The sequence below is a fragment of the Polaromonas sp. CG_23.6 genome, from assembly GCF_029892315.1.
Lineage (GTDB): Bacteria > Pseudomonadota > Gammaproteobacteria > Burkholderiales > Burkholderiaceae_C > Polaromonas.
Genome location: NZ_JARXUY010000001.1, coordinates 3140606 through 3159611 on the forward strand (window position 1 = coordinate 3140606; position 19006 = coordinate 3159611).

Here is a 19006-nt window from a genome sequence, read left to right on the forward strand (position 1 = left end):
TCAGGTTGGGGGATTAATCAACGCGGCGCCAACGGCCGGAAGCCGGACACACTTCGGCCCGTGCGCCGTAAAGCCAGACTTGCTCCTCATCCAATGGCAGACATGCTGCCTTGTCGATGTCGAATTTGATCCCGAGCACGCGCGCCACGTCGGCATGCTCGATGGCAAGCTCCCAGGTCAGGAATACCTGCGTGCAGTCGAGGTCGTTCGGGAAATCGCCAATATCAAAGTCGCTGCTGTCGCGCGGAACAACCGCATGCGGCTGGCCGGTGTCGAAGATCACCAGCGTTCCCTTTGTCAGGGGAATTCGATGGCCGCTCGACGGAAAATGCAGGTCCAGGCCCTTGTCGTCGCTCAGAAAAAGATTGCAAAACGCAGCGCTGCCGTACTGCGCGCCGTCATGGTGGTAGCGTGCGCCGCGGCAGACCATCAGCGCGACGTCGCATTGGGCAAGCATGCCAGGCAACCCGATCGAGGTCGTCCAGCCGGACACCGCTTGCACGCATTGCCGGTAGTCCGGCCAGCGCGCACGGGCGCGCGGCAAAGGCAGGGACTCGACGTCACCGGGGACCAATTGCAGGCGCAGCGAGATGTCCGTGTTCCAGTCGGCCATCAGCCTGGCAGGCAGCACAGGCACATCGACCGTGCCAGACAGCACGACGCTGCTGACGCTTCGGCTGCGAAGGGCGTCGCCGCTCCAGTAATACGAAACTGGCCGGTGCTGTACCAAAGGCGATTCATAAGGGTGGCTCATCGGGACCAGTGTAGTCACGGCGACACGCCAGGTTTTTCGAATCCATCGCACGCGCACCGCCCTTCCCCGACGCTGCGCAACTGCCCGGTCTGTGGCCTTCACTGTAAATTTACAAAATAAGTTGGAAATAACCGACACCGCGGCTTTTTCTTAAATGCTACCTTTGCCGCATGACGCAACCCGCTTCCCCTCTTGCTTCCCCTTTTTCCGCCGCTGCTGCTCCCGCCAGGCGCCTGAAACTCTGGGACATCTCGCCTGCGGTGGACGCGCATTCCGACGTCTTTCCCGGCGACACCGCTTATTCGCAGCAACTGCATTTTTCGCTCGCGCCCGAGTGCCCGGTCAACGTCAACCGCATCACGCTGTCGCCGCACACCGGCGCACATGCCGATGCGCCACTGCACTACGCCAGCGGCGAAGCGGCGATTGGCGCGGTCGATCTGCAGCCTTACCTTGGGCCGTGCCGCGTCATCCATTGCCTGGACAGCGGACCGCTGATCGAGCCCGCGCACCTGGCCCACGCACTTGAAAACCTGCCCGCCCGAGTGCTGCTGCGCACATCCCGCGCCGCCAGCCAGTCCTGGGCATCGTTTAGTGCGATTGCGCCCGCCACGCTTGCGCTGCTAGCTAGTAAAAACATAGCGCTTATCGGTATTGACACGCCCAGCGTGGACCCGGCCGCCAGCCAGGACCTGCCCTGCCACCACCTGCTGCTGGCGCACGGCCTGCGGGTGCTGGAAAACCTGGTGCTCGACGACGTGCCCGAAGGCGACTACGAACTCATCGCCCTGCCCCTCAAGCTGATGCAGGCCGACGCCTCGCCGGTTCGCGCCATCCTGCGCGAACTGCCCTGAACCCTGAAAGACCGCCGACATGACGCCCACCCTGCAAGACTGCCGCGCCCTGGATGCGCAAGACCCGCTGCGCGCGCTGCGCCAGCAGTTCACGCTGCCCGAAGGCGTGATTTACCTCGATGGCAATTCGCTCGGCGTGCTGCCCACCGCCACCGCCTCCCGCGTGGCCGAGGCGGTGACGCAGGAATGGGGCCAGGGCCTGATCCGCTCCTGGAACAGCGCCGGCTGGTTCGATGCGCCGCAGCGCCTGGGCGACAAGATTGCACGGCTGGTGGGCGCCGCGCCCGGCGAGGTCGTGGCCACCGACAGCACGTCGGTCAACCTCTACAAGGTGCTGAGCGCCGCGCTCAACATCGCCCGCGAGGATGCGCCAGTCCGCACCGTGCTGGTCAGCGAACGCAGCAACTTTCCGACCGACCTCTACATCGCCGAGTCGCTGTGCCGGGAACGCGGCTTGCAACTGCGGCTGGTCGAGCCCGAGGACATGGCCGGCGCCTTGACCGCCGAAGTTGCCGTGCTGATGCTGACGCATGTCAACTACCGCACCGGCGCGATGCACGACATCGCGGCCGTGACCCAGGCCGCCCACCGAGCCGGCATCCTGGCGGTCTGGGACTTGGCGCACAGTGCCGGCGCGGTGCCGGTGGACCTGAACGGCGCGCAGGCCGACTTCGCCGTGGGCTGCAGCTACAAATACCTGAATGGCGGCCCCGGCGCACCCGCCTTTGTCTGGGCGCATTCACGGCACGCCAGCCGTTTCTGGCAGCCGCTGGCCGGCTGGTGGGGCCATGCCGCGCCCTTTGAGTTCACGCCCGACTATCGCCCGGCCCCCGGCATCACGCGCTTTTTGTGCGGCACGCAGCCAATCCTGAGCCTGGCAGCGCTCGATTGCGGGCTGGACACCGTGCTGGCGGCCGAACCATTGGGCGGCATGGCGGCGCTGCGCGCCAAGTCGCTGGCGCTGAGCGAGCTGTTCATCGCGCTGGTTGAAGCGCGCTGCGCCGGCCACGGCCTCGGGCTGGCAACGCCGCGCGACCCGGCGCAGCGCGGCTCGCAGGTCTGCCTGACGCGCCCCGAAGGCGCCTATGCCATCGTGCAGGCGCTGATTGCCCGGGGTGTGATTGGCGACTTCCGCGCGGGCGACGGCAACCGGCACCTGGACATCCTGCGCTTTGGATTGACGCCGCTGTACATCGGCTTTGAAGACGTGTGGCAGGCGGTCGAGCATTTGCGGCAGGTGCTGGAATCCGGCGAGTGGCAGCAAGCCCGGTTCAACCAGAAGCAGGCGGTGACCTGACATGACCCCAACCGCCCAACCCGCCGACATCGTTCGCGAAGAAAAAGCGCAGCTCGACTTCAGCCGGAGCATGAGCTATGGCGACTACCTGCACCTGGACGCCCTCCTCGGCGCGCAGCAGCCGCTGTCGCCGTCGCATGACGAGATGCTGTTCATCATCCAGCACCAGACCAGCGAACTCTGGATGAAGCTGATGCTCCACGAGCTGCATGCGGCGATTGCCAACGTGGCGCAGGACGAACTTGGCAGCGCCTTCAAGAAGCTGGCGCGCGTCAGCAAGATCATGGAGCAACTGGTCCACGCCTGGGACGTGCTGGCCACCATGACGCCGCCCGAATACAGCGCCATACGGCCCTACCTGGCGAACTCCAGCGGTTTTCAGAGCGCGCAATACCGCTGCATCGAGTTTGCGCTGGGCAACAAGAACGCCGCCATGCTCAAACCCCACGCCCACCGGCCCGACCTTTTGGCACAGGTGCAAGCCGCTTTTGAAGCGCCGTCGCTGTACGACGAAGCATTGCGCCTTTTGGCCCGGCGCGGGCTGGATGTGCCCGCCAGCCATACCGAGCGCGACTGGACCCAGGGCTACCCGGAAAACGATGCGGTGCAAAGCGCCTGGCTGACGGTTTACCGCAACCCCGAGAAGTACTGGGACCTGTACCAGCTGGGCGAAGAACTGACCGATCTGGAGGACGCCTTCCGGCTCTGGCGCTTTCGCCATGTCACCACCGTCGAGCGCGTGATCGGCTTCAAGCGCGGCACCGGCGGGACCGGCGGCGTGAGCTACCTGCGCAAGATGCTCGACGTGGTGCTGTTTCCCGAAATCTGGAAGCTGCGCACCGATTTGTAGCCGGCCAGCATCGGCCAGAAACCCCTTGGATGCATCAAGCGTCTCAGCCCTAAACCGCAGGCGCTGGCCGAAAAGAAATGCGGCACGACAGACAAGCGAAAAAATTTTGCCGACGGACAGCCCTGCCTGCGCAGTCAAACGTGCGCTGGGTTCCAGCCGCTGCCTGGCTGCGGCCTGGCTGGGATGCCATGGATTGCGGGTCAGGCCCGCAATGACAGGGAGGGCAAAGGCGTTTCAACCGTGAATCTTTGCAAAATTTTAACCAAATAGGCCTTTTGCGCACGTCCCGTATGCTTAATTAGCTATTTATTTAATAGCGCCCTGCGTCTTGGCGCGCTGCAGGTTCAGCGCCAGCAGGCGCTTGAGGATGTCTTCGTCCGGCAAGTCGGCGCGGTAGTCCAGCCAGCCATAGGCGGCGGCCACGGCGGCGTCGAGCGCCTGGTGGGCGGCGTCCAGCCACGCCGGGCGCTGGTTGTAGAGCTTGGTCAGTGTGCGCTCGGCCAGCAGCACCGTGTGCATTTCGCTCGGGTGGCCGGTGAACTGGGTGTGAATGCGGATCGTCAGGCGGTCGCAGACCACCAGAATCGGCGGGTTGCTTAGGGCGAGGCTGTAGCTGAGCTGTTGCTTGAGCGCGCGTCGAGGTTCTTGCCCGGCGCCTTGTTTTCCGAGGCGAAGGCGCCGCGCCGGAACACGTCGGCATAACCCGTGCGCCCGCCGATGACGCTGTTCTTTTCCTCGAACAGATAGCCCGCTTCGCTGCCGGGCTTGGGTACGGCCAGCAGCTCGCACAGGTCCAGGAAATGGCTTTGCGCGCCCTGCTCTTCATTCATGCCGTGCGCCGGGCCGCCGGGACTTCATTTTTGAATAAAGTCCTGGGGCGTCATGGCGTGGGAAGAAAAAGGTGGCGGGGACAGAGGTTCCGTTCGTCATTCCCGCCTTCGCGGGAATGACAGCGCTGATCGAGGCCGGGTCACGCGGCATCGACGCTGCGTTGTGGACCTGGCCCGCGGCTTCAGCGCTTGAGCAAGGCCTTCAGCGCGTTTTGCAGGCGTCGGGCATTGCTGGCGTCGAACTCGGCGGCCAGCACCTTGGCGGTGTCCTCGCCCCAGGTCTCGGTTGGCGCCGGCGCATTGCGGCGGGTCAGCAGTTGCAGCTGCAACATGCGGCGCGCGCTGATGTGCTCGGCCGGTGTTGGCAGCTCGGCGGCCATTTCCAGGCGCAGCAGCGATTCAGCGGCCTCTTTTCCGGCTGGCTCGCCCAGCGCCTTCACCCAGCTGGTGCGCACCGCTGGCGCAACCTGCTTGCCCAGTTCCTGCGCGGCAGGCAGTTGCTCGGGGTCGCGCTTTTCCCACGCGGTCAAGAGGTTGGTCAGCACTTCGCCGTGCGCCTGCATGGCGAGCTTTTTCAGCGCATGGTTAGCGGCCTCGAAAGCCTCGCGCTGGGCGCGGAAGGCGGCATCGCCCAGGCGCGGGCCGCGCTCTTCAAATGCCGGACGCTCGCTGCGTTCGCTGAAACGCTCGGTGCGCTCGGGACGGTAAGGCTCGAACTTGTTGTCGGTGCTCTGGCGCGGGCCGCTGGGCTTGCCGCTCGGTCGCGCGTCTTTGCGGTCGCCAAACTTGCCGCCACGGCCTGCGGACGCGGGCTCGGCACGGCGGGCGCCGGGGCGGTCGTCGCCGCGCATGGCGACGATCTTCTTGGGCGCCGGCTTGGGCGGGGCGACCGGCTCTGCGGGCGCGATGGCGGGTTCCGAGGACTCGGAAAAACCCTCTTCAATGGCTTCGGCGGTCGGGTTGCCGTCGGCATCGACAGTCGCCTCGGTTGCTACGCTTTCGATAGCTTCCTGTATAGGCGCGTCCTGCGCGGAAGGCTGATCTGATTCGGAAACCGGGGCCGCAGGCGCGGCATCGGCGGCGGTTTTGGCTTGGGCTGCGGCGGCGACCTGTCCGCGCACGGCGGCTTCCAGTGCCTTGGCGGCGGCATGGATTTTTTGCGCGTCGCCGCTGGCGGTGGCCTGCTCGACGGCCTTGGCGGCTTCGAGCACGTAGCGGTCGTGCTCGCCCAGCGCGGCGGCAGATTTTTCGCGCTCGACAGTCTTGCGCTGGAAGGCGTCGTCAATCGGCTTGCGGAAAGCGTCCCAGAGCTTTTGCTCCTGCTTGCGCTCGATCGGCACGCTTTGCGCCTCATGCTGCCAGCGCTGCTGCAGCGACTTCACGGCGTCGATTCGCAGCTGCGGCTCGGCGCCCAATGCTTGTGCTTCCTCAATCATCGCGCGGCGGCGCGCCAGGCTCGCGCCTCGGGCGGCGGTCAGGCCGGCGTCGGCCTGGTCCATGGCGGCTTTCCAGAGCGGCTGGATTTCGGCGAACGCCTTGTCGCCCAAGTGGCCGGCTTCGCGCCATTTTTCGACAAAGCCGTTCAGGCTGCGAATGTGCATCTTCCAGTCGCTGTTGTCCTTGTGGGCTTCGGCCCAGGCCAGCACTTCGTCGATCAGCGCCTGACGCTGAGCCTTCTGGGCTTCGGCCTGTTCCTTGACCTTTTCCAGCCAGGCTTCGACGACCTTGTGCGCTTCGTTGCAGGCATCGTCAAAACGCTTCCACAGCGCGTGGTTGGGCGTGCCGCCCTGGTCGCTGGTCTTCCATTGCTCGCGCATGTGGCGCAGCGCGTCCTGTTGCTTGCGACCGCCGAGTGGCTTGACGAGCAATGCCTCGGCCTTTACGACCAGTTCCTCGCGGATCTGGTCGGCACGCCAGCGCTGCCAGCCTTCGAGTTCGCCAGCAGCGGTCAGCGCGGCATGCGCGGCGGCTTCCAGCTTGCTGTCGATGTTGCGGATGTTGTCCTTCAGCGCCTGGCGCAGCTCGGCGGCCACCTTGGGCGTGGACTTGCCGTGGCCTTCGGTGACTTCGTGTTCCAGCCTGGCGAGGGCCTGCTGCACGAAGGCGGAGGACTTGGCGCGCAGGTCGTTCAGCGCGGCCGGGTCCATCCGGGTCTTGGGCGCGCGGGCAGGCTGGCCGGCGTCGGCAGCGCCCTGCTGCTCGGATTTCAAAGTTGGCAGGCCGCGCGCGGCGCGCAGCTCGTCGGCCCAGACCGGCACGGTAGGCAGCGGCGCAGCGCTGTCTTCAGCAGCCTTCATGGCCACGGCCAGGGCGCTTTGAAACGCATCCCAGACCGCCAGCAACTGGCCGCGCGAGGCGTCGAGCAGCGGCGGGAACTTGGCATCGACGCTGGCCCAATTGGCGTCCTGCGCCACTTCGTCAGCCTGTGCCTGCCAGTGCGCCACGTCGGTGCGCAGCGTTTCAAGCACGGACTCGGCGTCGCGCCACGGCTTGATCGACAGCACTTCAATGCGCTGGGCGATCAACACGGCGGCTTCGCGTTGCACCTGGGTGCGGTGCTGCAGGTCTTCAATCGTCTTGACGCGCTCGGCGAGCTGCACCTTCAGTCCGGCCAGCGGCTCTTTGGACAGAGGCGCACCGGCTTTGGCGGCGTCGCGCTGCCAGGCCAGGGCATTGGCCAGGTTGAGCTTGGGCAACGCCAGCAGCGCCTGGGCTTTTTCAGCCCATTCGGCGGCGACAGCTTCCTGGCCTTTGCTGCGCCGGGCTTCGTCAAGCTTTTCCTTCAAAGGCTTGGCCGCGCCCTTGTCGCGGTTGGCCAGGTCTTTGTACACCTCGGCCATCTGCTCGACGCTGGGATCGGTGGTCAGCCACTGACGGATGCGGGAAGCCCGCTCGCCCGAGGTGGAGGCTGAAAAAGCGCCGCCGGTCAGGCCATCCAGCGGATGGGCTTCTGCGGTTTTGGCGGTTTTGGCAGTGCCGGTTTTCACGGCGGCGGCCGGCGTGGCGTCGGCTTTGGAAGATTTGGACAAGGGAAAGCGCAGCATAGTTAACAATCGTTTCGGAAAAAAAGCCGCCAGCAACAGCACCTGCGCCACGCATTCAAAGCCCCCGACGGGCGTGCCTGCCGGCAGCGTCAAGACTCAAGGGGCGAAGAGCAGGAAGTTCTGTCAGCGAAGAAAAATTTGGTTTGTGGCTTGCAAGGCCTGGCTACCTACAACTTTAGACATTAAAGCAATCCACGTATTTTCGCTGTTTTTATGGCATTGCCAAATTAAGTTCGGTGTACGGTGTCCATTTTGCGTCTGGCGGCTTGGTCCGGGCAGTTCTCAAAACAGCCGGAAGGCGGCAAATCACTAAAAACCAAGTGTTTCTTGACCATCTTGCACTTTGCGAAGAAGCAGACAAGCTCCCGCAGTACAGGTCACACGTTGATGTCAGCGAAGTGAATGAAGCACCGAACTGGCCCAAGAACAAAAAATGTTCAGACAGTTTGGCCGCGCAGAATTGCATGCCGAAAGAAATCAATATAAAAAAACCCCGGTCAGCATGACTGACCGGGGTTGATGGCGGGCATAAAACCCATGCCATCTGGCTACGCAAAAGGAGAGATGAATCGTCCCCAGTGCGATGGAAGCAAGTGATTGCTTCCAGGCATTACCGGGATTGGTTACCCGGTTGGCGTCCGAAAACCCGGACAAGTGAAGATTAAAACCATCGCTTTACAACGGCAAGTCTAAGTTTTCAATCACGTAAACCGAATTGATTGAGATTTTCTTTGGATCATTTTGGGTCCTTTTCAAAAAATCTCCAACCGATCAGCACAAGACGTTACATGAAGCAAGCATTGCAAAGAAACGCTCGAATTCGGAAAATAACGAGATTTTCGACAAAAAAGGTCTTTTTTAAACATTTTTTCATATATTGAAGTAAATCTTTATGATTGACAGGTTATTTAACGCGTAATTAGAATGCGACCAAGTCCTGCAAAGCAAGGGCTTACCCGAACGCGCTGCCTTTCCAGGCAGCATCCTCGAGGGTCAACAACCTGCAGACAGCTGCATGGTTTGATGGCGACCCGATCAAAGCCTGCTCCGCCTCAAAAGGTTTGCATGCAAAGAAAGGAGTGCTATGACAGCGCTAGCGAATAACCGTTTTGATTTCAACGTCAAGACTTGTCTGAGTAATTTGAAAAGCAGCTTTGGAACAGTTGCCGACGACATTGCCCGCGGATTTTTTGTGATTACGCACAGCAGCTTTGCCCTTTTGGGCCTGGCCGTTGTCTTTGCCGTTGTCACGCTGATGGCCCGACCCGATCTGCGCGACACAAGCGAAGTCAAGCTGATGGCCTGGCTGCAGGAGCGGCGCGGCACTGCGGTGGAATCCGAAAGCATCGTGCCCGCACAACAGGCTACGGCCGAACCTTCACCTGCCGACAAGCCAAAGGTTCTTTCCAGCCAACAGGCGGCAGTCGCTTTATGGATCAGCAAGAAGTATTCGGTGGCGCAGGAACCCGTCGGAACATTGGTGGCTGAAGCTTTCGATATTGGCCACAAGGTCAAGCTTGATCCGACCTTGATCCTGGCGATCATGGCGATTGAATCGGGCTTTAACCCATTTGCACAAAGCCCGGTCGGCGCCCAGGGCCTGATGCAGGTAATGACGCAGATTCACCATGACAAATATGCCAAGATCGGCGGCCGGCTCGCCGCCTTTGATCCGGTGGCCAACCTGCGTGTTGGTGTCAAGGTGCTGCAGGAGTGCATCACGCGCGCTGGTTCCATCGAAGGAGGACTGAAATACTATGTTGGCGCTGCCAACCTTGAAAGCGATGGCGGCTATGCCAACAAGGTCATGGCCGAACGTGCCCGACTGCTGGCTGTGGTGGGCGGCCAGCGCCCACCAACGACTGCACCGCGTTTTGTGGCAACACCAGCCCCTGCGCAAACCACGTCTGTGTCCTTTCCTGCTGAGCGCAAACCCGCACAGGACATGGTGCAATTGGACGAATCGTAAAGCCCTTAACGTGTCGGCCGGACACGCTACGCTACACTAGCGCGGTGCGCGACTGGCGATAGGCATCCAGGTTTTACAACCATTGATGCGGACGTGGGACACCACGGGGAAGCGCACCGTTTGCGGCCATTGGGCCAAAAAGCGTTTAGCCGTTCGCCTGGGCAGCCCTTGCTTCCTTTGCTTTGCATCAAAGCCAAAGGACAAGGAACCAAAGTCTTGAAGGACTGCCATGTACCACCGCAATATTCTCATCGAACAGACCGATCCTGAAATTTTTGCTGCCATCGAGGCTGAAAACGCCCGCCAAGAGCATCACATCGAACTGATCGCCAGTGAAAATTACGCCTCGCCTGCCGTCATGGCCGCGCAAGGCTCGCAACTGACCAATAAATACGCCGAAGGCTACCCCGGCCGCCGCTACTACGGCGGCTGCGAACACGTCGATGTGGCCGAGCAACTCGCCATTGACCGCGTCAAGCAGATTTTTGGTGCCGATGCCGCCAACGTGCAACCGCATTGCGGCGCTTCTGCCAACGAAGCCGTCTTCCTTGCCTTCCTCAAGCCCGGCGACACCATCATGGGCATGAGCCTGGCCGAAGGCGGTCACCTGACGCATGGCATGTCATTGAACATGAGCGGCAAGTGGTTCAACGTCGTGTCCTACGGCCTGAACGACAAGGAAGAAATCGACTATGACGCGATGGAGCGTAAGGCCCACGAAAGCAAGCCCAAGCTCATCATTGCAGGCGCATCTGCCTACAGCCTGCGCATTGACTTCGAGCGCTTCGCCAAAGTCGCCAAGGACGTCGGCGCGATTTTCCTGGTGGACATGGCGCATTACGCCGGCTTGATTGCCGCTGGCATCTATCCGAACCCCGTGCCGTATGCAGACGTCGTGACCTCGACCACCCACAAGAGCCTGCGCGGCCCACGCGGCGGCATCATCCTGATGAAGGCCCAGCACGAAAAAGCAATTAACAGCGCCATCTTCCCTGGCCTGCAGGGCGGCCCGCTGATGCACGTGATTGCAGCCAAAGCCATCGCTTTCAAGGAAGCGCTGACGCCCGAGTTCAAGACCTACCAGCAGCAAGTCCTGAAGAACGCCCAGATCGTTGCCGAAACGTTGACCGAGCGCGGCCTGCGCATCGTTAGTGGCCGGACCGAAAGCCACGTCATGCTGGTGGATTTGCGCGCCAAGGGCATCACCGGCAAGGAAGCCGAAGCCGTGCTGGGCAGCGCCCACATGACCATCAACAAGAACGCCATTCCAAACGACCCGGAAAAGCCGATGGTCACCAGCGGAGTGCGCATCGGCACCCCGGCCATGACCACACGCGGCTTCAAGGATGAGGAAGCGCGCATGACGGCCAATCTGATCGCTGACGTGCTGGACAATCCGCGCGATGCGGCCAATATTGAAGCGGTTCGCGCCAAGGTCCATGCATTGACAAGCCGGTTTCCGGTTTACGGCTGATCGATTTATCGAGTCTGTCATCTCGGCCCTGTGCCGGGATCCACGACTGCTACGTTTTCAGTAGCTATAGCCCTCCGCTGGCATTAGGCCAAAGGGCAGTTTAATCAAATAAATCGGGGTTAAACAAATGAAATGCCCTTTCTGCGGCCACCTTGAAACCCAGGTCGTCGAAACCCGGATTTCAGAAGACGCCGACTTTATTCGCCGCCGCCGCCAGTGCGCGGCCTGCGAAAAGCGTTTCACCACCTATGAGCGCGCCGACGTCAGCTTTCCGTCCATCGTCAAGAAAGACGGCCGCCGCACCGATTACCAGCGCAGCAAGATTCTTGGCTCCATGACCCTGGCGCTGCGCAAGCGTCCGGTCGGCACCGCGCAAGTGGATGCAGCCGTCGAACAGATCGAGGAAAAGCTGCTGAACCTGGGCCTGCGCGAGGTGGCGTCGGCCCACTTGGGCGAACTGGTGATGCAGCAACTCAAGAAACTCGACAAGATTGCCTATATCCGCTTTGCCAGCGTGTACCGGAGTTTTGAGGATATTGACGAGTTCAAAGCGATGGTGGATGAGGTAGGGCGGTAACCCTTTCCCGTTACCGCTCAGCTATTGAAAATAACCTTTCAGCGGTATGCCGACAGTGCAATGTAAATTTTGTTTTATATTGAAAGAATGAAATGCTGGCCCCTAAATCACCACACTAAATCTGTCCATTCTGGTTTTACCCTGATCGAACTTATGGTGGTGATGACGATGGTGGCAATCATTGCTGCATTGGCCACACCATCATGGAACGCAATGGTCGTGAGCAACCGAATTCGGGTTTCGGTAAACGATTGGACTCAGTCGTTTTATTTCGCGCGCAACGAGGCCGTTCGGCAAAATCTAGCTATAACTATTTGTGCGAGCAGCGATGGGGCTATTTGCACCGCCTCAGGTTATGAGATGGGCTGGATCGTCGTAACGGCAGTTGGTGGCAACATATTGCAAGACACGCTGCCTGTGAACCGAGCGACCCTTACCCCAAATATCAACGCAGCCCGCTCCATTACCTTTTTGCCCAATGGGTTGCCTGTTGGCAACTTTGCAGGAGCTCATTTGATGGTGAGAGACTTTCCAGCTGTCGACAGTTCGCTATCCAAATATATATGCATTGCTAGGACGGGCCGGCTCAGGGTCTACAACAATGACCAGTTTTTAAATTTAACCACAACCTGTGGCGCATAAGCGGACGACGGTATTCAAAATGACGCTGAATACATCCATAAAAAACCAGCAAGGGGCCACCCTGATCGAAATTTTGGTGACCATGCTCGTCGTCGCGATAGGCTTGCTTGGTGCGGCTGGTCTTCAATTGGCTGCCACCCGCTATCAGCAAACCGCACAGATGCGCAACCAGGCCGTGATGCAGGCTCAATTCATCACCGAAAAAATCAAGGCAAACAGCAATGCGGTCATCGACGCTACTCCACCCAATCCGACCAGCACCTATCTTGCCCCCCAGGCTTATGCAGCTGCAACACTGGCTGCCTTACCTGCTGACCCTGTCTGCGGTTTGACGACAGCTTGCACATCAGCACAGTCAGCCGTCAAGGACATGCGTGACTGGCGCTTGTCACTTCAAGCGTTGCCTGACGGTCGAGGTGCTATTTTCCCACTCACAGGTGCTGGCGGGGAAACCGATCGAACCGCGCGGCAGGTGATCGTCATGTGGCAGGAAAAGCAGCAGAACGAAGTCGGCACGGCGGCCAATCCCGATCCAGTACCGGTCGATCAAGGCTGCCCTGCACCTCGGGTAGGAGGTGTTCGATGCCTTACCGTGCTGGTAACTCCATGACAAACGAAAAAACCCGCAAGCTTGATCAACGCCAAAACGGGATGACGCTAATCGAGGTACTGGTTGCACTCACGATAGCACTGGTCATTCTGATTGCTATCGGCACAGCCTATCTCAACAGTACCAATCTTGCGAGGCAACGGGAAAATCAGTCAGAACTCAATGAACCTGCTTCTATCGTCCAGCGGCTGCTGCAGCATGACCTTTCCTTGGCAGGCTATGTCGACATTTTCGACTTCGATATTTCCGGTCAACCCCAGGCTGCGTCCCTGTTCAATCCAGGGAATGCCAAGTTGTCGAACCTTTACCAGCGCGTACCAGAAGCCGCAGCCCTCGAAGCGCCGCTGACACAGTTTTTCCCAGGCCTGTTGCCGGTCTTTGGCTGCGATGGCGCAATGACCGGCACACCCAATGCCATCATGATTGCAGGAACAGCAGCGCCGGCATGCGGCGCCGCCAATGCCACACAGCAATCCCTGCAGATAGCATTTCAGGCGGCTCCCAGTGCAACCGCTAATCCCATCAAAAGCCTGCTGTCACCTAATGCTGCCACAGGTGAAGGACGCGACTGCAACCAACAGGGCATCGCGCCTGCAGGTGCAAAAATCATCATCAACAGGTACTTTGTACAGACCAGTACCGACACTATCAACGAGTTGTACTGCGCGGGCTCCGGGAACAACATTCCGCAACCCTTGGCGCGAGGTGTTGAGGAATTTGTACTGCGCTATCAAACAGCCCAGCCAGGGGTTGCAGCGGCTCTAGGCAATACAGTGCCAGCGGCCGGGGGAGCCCAGTCGCAGTATGTCAACGCAGCCACGGTAGCAGCCTCCGCGCTGGGTTGGGCCAATGTCTCGGCGGTGGAGGTTTGCATGGTGTCCGCTACAGCGACAACCAGCGGTTCGGCGGCTTCAGGTACTGCAGCGCTACAGCCCTTCCGGCCAACCTGCCGACGCGACAACAACGGCAATTTTCTTGCGGACGTGGCCAGAAATGCGGGAGACAACCGGCTTTGGAAACGATTCACCTCAGTAACCACGCTCAGAAATGCCATTTACTCCTCGCCCAACTGATTGTTTCACCCGCATCCCTGTGCAGCAGCAAGGATTTGTGTTGGTGACGGCCGTCATTTTTCTGATGGTGCTGTCACTGTTAGGCGTCATGGCCGTTCGCGGATCACTTTTTGAAGAGCGATCTGCAGCGAATAATCGCGACCTTTCGCTCGCCCGGGAAAACGCAGAGCTTGCCTTGCGCGATGCAGAGCGCGACATACTGGGCGTGCGCTTTGATGGACAGTACTGCGCACCCGGCCTGTGCACATTGTTGCGGCCGGCCGGCTCCCGTCCATTGAATGCGACAGAAGCAGCCACCTTCTGGTCCGCACGAAACGAGGCTCTCACGGACCCTGTCACCCCCATAGCGCTTCGGGACGGAGGCTTGAGCCTTACCCCCGAAAACCGGGGCGTCTATGCCGTAGACGTAACCGGCAGTACCTGTGGCTTAGTCAGGCCGCTCTGGAGTGGCGCAGACTGGGGTCCCAATACAGCGTCTTATCCTTGCAGTGGAACCCTCACGCAAGCGGTACCCACCATCGAGTACGGCACATTTACCAATGCGCCGCTGACGTCATTTGCGCCCGCCAACACGCAAGGATCGCGGCCCCCGCGCTACATAATTGAAGTGTTCACCCCCGTCGATCTGAATATCAGAAACACGTCCGCCAAAATATTCTTCAGGATAACGGCAGTGGGATTCGGTCGAATTTTGGGAAGCGGCAGTGTCATTACATCCGTCACGCTTCAATCGGTTTTTTCTCCTCTTTAGTCCTCGGGCAAGGAAACCACAATGAATTCGGTTATTCAAAAAAAATATAGTTTCAGAACTGCTTTGCTGATGGCCGCTCTGGCATTTTCTTCCCTGACATCTGCTTTTACGCCAAGCCAGAGGCCGCCAGAAGGCATCTCCATTCCTGGCAATGTGGTGCTGGCCTTGTCGGTGGAATTTCCAACAGGTAACCAGGTTTCATATACCTCCACCGGATATACATTCGCCACACGCTACTACGGCTATTTCGACAACCGCAAATGCTATGTTTACGACACGGTCAACGAAGTCTTCAAACCTGTCAGTAAGCAAATCATCAACACCGGCGCATGCCCAAGCTCCAGCGAGTGGAGTGGCAACCTGCTGAACTGGCTCACCATGACCAATCTGGATCAGTTCAGGTCTGTCATGACGGGAGGCACCCGTGACAATTTTTCCACAATGGCCAAACGCAGTCCCAACCCGGACAACGGAGATACGACAGGCCGCACGGTACTGATCCGGTCATTCGGCAGCCAGCAGGGCGGCCTCAACAACAACCCATTGAAAAATTTGATTGTTACCACTCAGGGAATGCCCCTGACAGGCGTAAATAAAATTGTTCGTTCTTTTGGCTACGGTTCAAAATTTGTAGTGTCGGACAGCAACAATTTCATCAACTTATCAGCGGCAAATCAGCAGGCAAGCTGTGCAGTGGCTACGCCATCACTGCCAGCCACAAGCACCTGCTTCAACATACGAGTCGAAGCTTGCGTAGCAGTTCCGGTTGGGGCAACCATCCCGGATGTGAGTAAAGAAGCAAACTGTAAAAGCCAGTATTCTGGAGTGGCCAAGCCAGAAGGATTGATTCAGGAGTACAGCAGAAATATGCGATTTGCTGCGCTGGGGTATCTCAATGTGAATGATTACCGTGATGGTGCTGTGTTGCGCTCTGCGATGAAAAGCGTCGGTCCCAACGCCGCCATAGCTGGCGGTGGCATAGCAGCAAATCCGGTTCCTGAATGGGATTCGACTTCCGGCATCATTTATGAAAACCCGGATGCAGCAGACGCCTCAACTACGGATGCGTTGATTGGCAAAACCGACACAAAATCCGGCTTGATCAACTACCTGAACAAATTTGGATACTCCGGCAGTTATGAAACTTATGACAACGTGAGCGAGCTTTTCTACGCGGCTCAGCTTTATCTTCGTGGCAGGGCACCTCCTCCTTCTTATTCAAGTCCCCTGACCGCAGCCATAACCGATAATTTCCCCGTGATTACCGGCAGTAACCTTTTACGAGGGGGGACGCGTGATCCCATCATCAATTCATGCCAGAAGAATTTCATTCTCGGCATTGGTGACATCAATACCCATTGTGACGGCAATCTCCCTGGCTCGACCAATACACGATGCAGTGCAGACATGCCCACTGATCCGGACAACCTGAATGTCCAAAGCCTTTGGGATATCACACGCAATCTGGAGGGCATGGCGGACAATGGGGCTTTTGGCGTCGGCTCTGGAAGCGGTGTAAGCGGCGGCAACACGCCGTATATAGCAGGACTGGCGCACTGGGCCAATACCAATGATATTCGGTCTGATTTGGTTGGAAAACAAACCATCAGCACTTACTGGGTTGATGTTCTCGAGTCACCTTCTGCACCAGGAAAAAAAAGTCAGTACTGGCTTGCCACCAAATATGGTGGATTCAGAACTGATGCAGTGACCGGAAATAATCCGAACACCAATCCTGATTCATGGAATGCCTTAAAAAATGGCGTAAGGGACGGCATACCTGACACTTGGTTTGCTGGAAATGATCCTATTACAATGCGTGCAGGACTCAGTGGTGCGTTCGCTGACATTGCCAGCCGTTCTGGAGCCAATTCTGCTTCCAGCGCGGCAGTCAATTCCACTCGCCAGACCCTTGGAAGCCAAAGCCTGTACGCCAGTTATAACCCAAAAGGATGGACTGGTTCCGTTATGTCCTGTTCTCCATCACAAAGTGCAAGCCAGTGTGCCAGCACGCCAATTTGGGAAGCCTCCAACTGGTTTAAAACCACAGGGCCATTTCCTGCCTATGTGACAACGCCTTTGCTGCCTTCAACCAGAAAAATATTTACTTCATCACGCACTGCATCATTTACTTCGATGCCACTACAGTGGACCAGCCTAAACAATGCTCAGCAAAGTATTCTGGCTGCATCCGATAGTCAGGGCCAAGCCCGTCTGGATTATTTACGTGGAGACCGGACCAGTGAAAACAATGGTCTTTTCCGTAAAAGGGAAAATACCCTGCTTGGTGACATTGTCAACTCCGGCATCACTTCCCTGTCGGGCGCGGGCAGCGCCTATTCAGGACCGAATTTTTTGGGCCATACCGCCTATCGCGTCATCAACAAGACGCGCCCTCCCGTGATTTACGTAGGCGCAAATGACGGTATGCTTCATGCATTTTCAGGAATTGATGGTAAGGAATTGTTTGGGTATGTCCCCGGCTCTGTCTTTGCCAATCTTCCCGCACTGACCGCCTTGAATTTCGAGCACAGGTTTTTCGTGGACAGCACTCCGATGGTGGCAGATATTCAAAAAAGCACAGGTGCCTGGAGTACTGTTTTAGTAGGCGGTCTGGGTGCGGGCGGCAAAGGTTATTACGCGCTCGACATCACAACCCAGAGCAGTTTTTTCAGTTCAACCGAATTAACACTAAGCGCCACTTTGCCTTTGTGGGAATTCACTTCTGCGCAAGACGGCGACTTGGGATATACGTTCAACGAATCAGCAATAGATCCGATCAACAACGCCAGTACGCAAATTGCCAAGGTGGCTGATGCGACAACATCTACAGGCGTATGGCGCGTCATTGTTGGCAACGGTTATGGCTCCACGGCAGGAAGGGCAGCGCTGTTTTTACTGGATGCCAACACGGGCAGTAGCGTGTCTAAACTGGTAGCTGACAACACTGGTCCCGACAATGGCCTTTCAACCCCCAGGCCGGTCGATACTGACAACGATGGATTGATAGACACAGTTTATGCCGGTGATTTACTTGGAAACATGCACAAGTTCCAGTTTTCCAAACTGAATTCAACTGGTACAGACTATGTTGTTGCAAAATCAGGCCCGGCAGGTGGCGGTGTATGGCGCTACCTCGGAAAGGTCTATGCATCCGGAGAGCCCATTACCACTGCACCATCTGTTATTCCGGCTTGTGACGGCATTGGCTGGAATGTATTTTTTGGCACGGGAAAACTTAATGAAGATACGGACTATTCGGACTCAGCGACCAGAAGCCTTTATGCCGTTATCGACAAGGGCCCTTCTTCTGCGTTGACGGTTGCTGCTGCCGATATTGTGAATATTCCCTATACATCGTCAACCGTTTCCACAACCGCAGTGAGAAATTGGACAACGCCCAACCTGATCAACAAGCGAGGATGGAAAATGCTTTTCGCAGGAGGTGAACGCATACTGTCCAACTCCACCCTGCCGCCTGACACCGGCAAGGTGCTTTTCGCCTCCACCCGGCCCACAGGAGATGTGTGCACGCCGGGTAACACTGGATTTTTGATGGCTGTTGATATTTGCAAAGGCAAGATTGGTGAGATGGTCGTTGATGGAAGCATGCTGGTTGGAGGCGTAGGCCTTAGTTCCACCGGAGTGATCAAGGTCAGCAGTACTTATTCCAACGACAAAGGAGAAAAAATACTGTGCAATCAGGACGATTGCAAAGGCCAGAACAGCCCGTTCCTTGTCCGAGGCGTGGCGCCCAAGGGACGTTATTCGTGGCGTGAAATCTTGACGCGGAGCTTGCCATGAGCCCTTTGACAATGAAGAGATATTGCGGTTTCACGTTGATCGAATTGATGATCACGGTGGCCGTCGTCGCGATCCTGTCTGCCATAGCGCTTCCTAGCTACAACGGTTACGTGCTAAGAAGCCATCGGGCAGAAGCCAAAAACACGCTACTGGCTGTGGCACAGCGGCTTGAACAAATCTATACCTTGGAGTCAAGCTATGCGATCACCAAAGACGCTGCAGGAAATGCCGCTGTCGTCAATGATGCCCTGATTGCGTCCTGGGGTCTGAATCAGACACCCTTGAGCGGAACTGCACGCTACAACATCACCTTTTCGGCCAATCCGACTACAACAGCTTTTACCCTGCTTGCCACGCCGGCAAATGCCCAGGCCAATGACACCTGTGGTGTGATGTTGCTTGATAACCGCAACCTGAAAGGTGCGGCAGGTCAAGGCAACCGCGGTGCAATCACCCGCGAATGCTGGGATCGCTGAA

At 58.4% G+C, this 19006-nt stretch carries 16 protein-coding genes and 1 riboswitch; of the genes, 12 read left to right on the forward strand and 4 right to left on the reverse strand.

Translation table 11 applies throughout. The features are described from left to right. Window positions 1–13 precede the first annotated feature (13 nt). A complete protein-coding gene (locus H4V98_RS14890) occupies window positions 14–754 on the reverse strand; it encodes a hypothetical protein (RefSeq protein ID WP_196862448.1) in 741 nt (246 codons plus the stop codon). A 170-nt stretch (window positions 755–924) separates the two neighbouring features. Here H4V98_RS14890 and kynB point away from each other — a divergent pair, with 170 nt between their 5' ends. Genes kynB through kynA form a run of 3 tightly spaced genes read left to right on the forward strand, consistent with a single transcriptional unit; the run spans window position 925 to window position 3755 of the window. After that, complete coding sequence (gene kynB / locus H4V98_RS14895) at window positions 925–1608, forward strand: arylformamidase (RefSeq protein ID WP_280757663.1); 684 nt, start codon at window positions 925–927, stop codon at window positions 1606–1608. Between the two features lie 19 nt (window positions 1609–1627). Continuing rightward, a complete protein-coding gene (kynU, locus tag H4V98_RS14900; RefSeq protein ID WP_196862258.1) occupies window positions 1628–2905 on the forward strand; it encodes a kynureninase in 1278 nt (425 codons plus the stop codon). Between the two features lies 1 nt (window position 2906). Further along, a complete protein-coding gene (gene kynA / locus H4V98_RS14905) occupies window positions 2907–3755 on the forward strand; it encodes a tryptophan 2,3-dioxygenase (protein WP_196862259.1) in 849 nt (282 codons plus the stop codon). 306 nt (window positions 3756–4061) lie between these two features. On the opposite strand, the gene H4V98_RS14910 is transcribed toward kynA, so the two are convergent. The 3 genes from H4V98_RS14910 to H4V98_RS14920 all read right to left on the reverse strand — a co-directional run bounded on the left by H4V98_RS14910 (window position 4062) and on the right by H4V98_RS14920 (window position 7629). Next, complete coding sequence (locus H4V98_RS14910; RefSeq protein WP_196862260.1) at window positions 4062–4334, reverse strand: hypothetical protein; 273 nt, start codon at window positions 4332–4334, stop codon at window positions 4062–4064. 17 nt (window positions 4335–4351) lie between these two features. Then, complete coding sequence (locus H4V98_RS14915) at window positions 4352–4585, reverse strand: hypothetical protein (protein ID WP_196862261.1); 234 nt, start codon at window positions 4583–4585, stop codon at window positions 4352–4354. 182 nt (window positions 4586–4767) lie between these two features. Beyond that, a complete protein-coding gene (locus H4V98_RS14920) occupies window positions 4768–7629 on the reverse strand; it encodes a DUF349 domain-containing protein (protein ID WP_196862262.1) in 2862 nt (953 codons plus the stop codon). Between the two features lie 1084 nt (window positions 7630–8713). On the opposite strand from H4V98_RS14920, the gene H4V98_RS14925 reads away from it, so the two are divergent. The 9 genes from H4V98_RS14925 to H4V98_RS14965 all read left to right on the forward strand — a co-directional run bounded on the left by H4V98_RS14925 (window position 8714) and on the right by H4V98_RS14965 (window position 19005). Continuing rightward, a complete protein-coding gene (locus tag H4V98_RS14925; protein ID WP_196862263.1) occupies window positions 8714–9598 on the forward strand; it encodes a lytic transglycosylase domain-containing protein in 885 nt (294 codons plus the stop codon). Between the two features lie 38 nt (window positions 9599–9636). After that, window positions 9637–9768: riboswitch (ZMP/ZTP riboswitch) on the forward strand. Between the two features lie 59 nt (window positions 9769–9827). Continuing rightward, the gene (gene glyA, locus H4V98_RS14930; protein ID WP_196862264.1) at window positions 9828–11072 is read left to right on the forward strand and encodes a serine hydroxymethyltransferase; all 1245 of its coding nucleotides are present in this window, start codon (window positions 9828–9830) and stop codon (window positions 11070–11072) included. A gap of 127 nt (window positions 11073–11199) precedes the next feature. Then, window positions 11200–11649 carry a transcriptional regulator NrdR gene (nrdR, locus tag H4V98_RS14935; protein ID WP_196862265.1) on the forward strand — a complete coding sequence of 150 codons (450 nt, stop codon included), beginning with the start codon at window positions 11200–11202 and terminating at the stop codon, window positions 11647–11649. An 87-nt stretch (window positions 11650–11736) separates the two neighbouring features. Further along, a complete protein-coding gene (locus tag H4V98_RS14940; protein ID WP_196862266.1) occupies window positions 11737–12291 on the forward strand; it encodes a GspH/FimT family pseudopilin in 555 nt (184 codons plus the stop codon). Window positions 12292–12310: 19 nt separating this feature from the next. Continuing rightward, window positions 12311–12901, forward strand: coding sequence for a type IV pilus modification protein PilV (gene pilV, locus H4V98_RS14945; protein WP_196862267.1), 591 nt, complete (start codon window positions 12311–12313; stop codon window positions 12899–12901). Continuing rightward, a complete protein-coding gene (locus tag H4V98_RS14950) occupies window positions 12898–13974 on the forward strand; it encodes a PilW family protein (RefSeq protein WP_196862268.1) in 1077 nt (358 codons plus the stop codon). The genes pilV and H4V98_RS14950 overlap by 4 nt, the downstream gene beginning before the upstream one ends. Beyond that, entirely contained in the window at window positions 13949–14725 is a 777-nt protein-coding gene (locus H4V98_RS14955; protein ID WP_231374579.1) for a PilX N-terminal domain-containing pilus assembly protein, read from the forward strand. The genes H4V98_RS14950 and H4V98_RS14955 overlap by 26 nt, the downstream gene beginning before the upstream one ends. 21 nt (window positions 14726–14746) lie before the next feature. Then, window positions 14747–18529 (forward strand): PilC/PilY family type IV pilus protein, encoded by a 3783-nt coding sequence (locus H4V98_RS14960; protein WP_196862270.1) that lies wholly within the window; start codon window positions 14747–14749, stop codon window positions 18527–18529. Continuing rightward, window positions 18526–19005 carry a type IV pilin protein gene (locus H4V98_RS14965; RefSeq protein ID WP_280757664.1) on the forward strand — a complete coding sequence of 160 codons (480 nt, stop codon included), beginning with the start codon at window positions 18526–18528 and terminating at the stop codon, window positions 19003–19005. The genes H4V98_RS14960 and H4V98_RS14965 overlap by 4 nt, the downstream gene beginning before the upstream one ends. Window position 19006 lies beyond the last annotated feature (1 nt).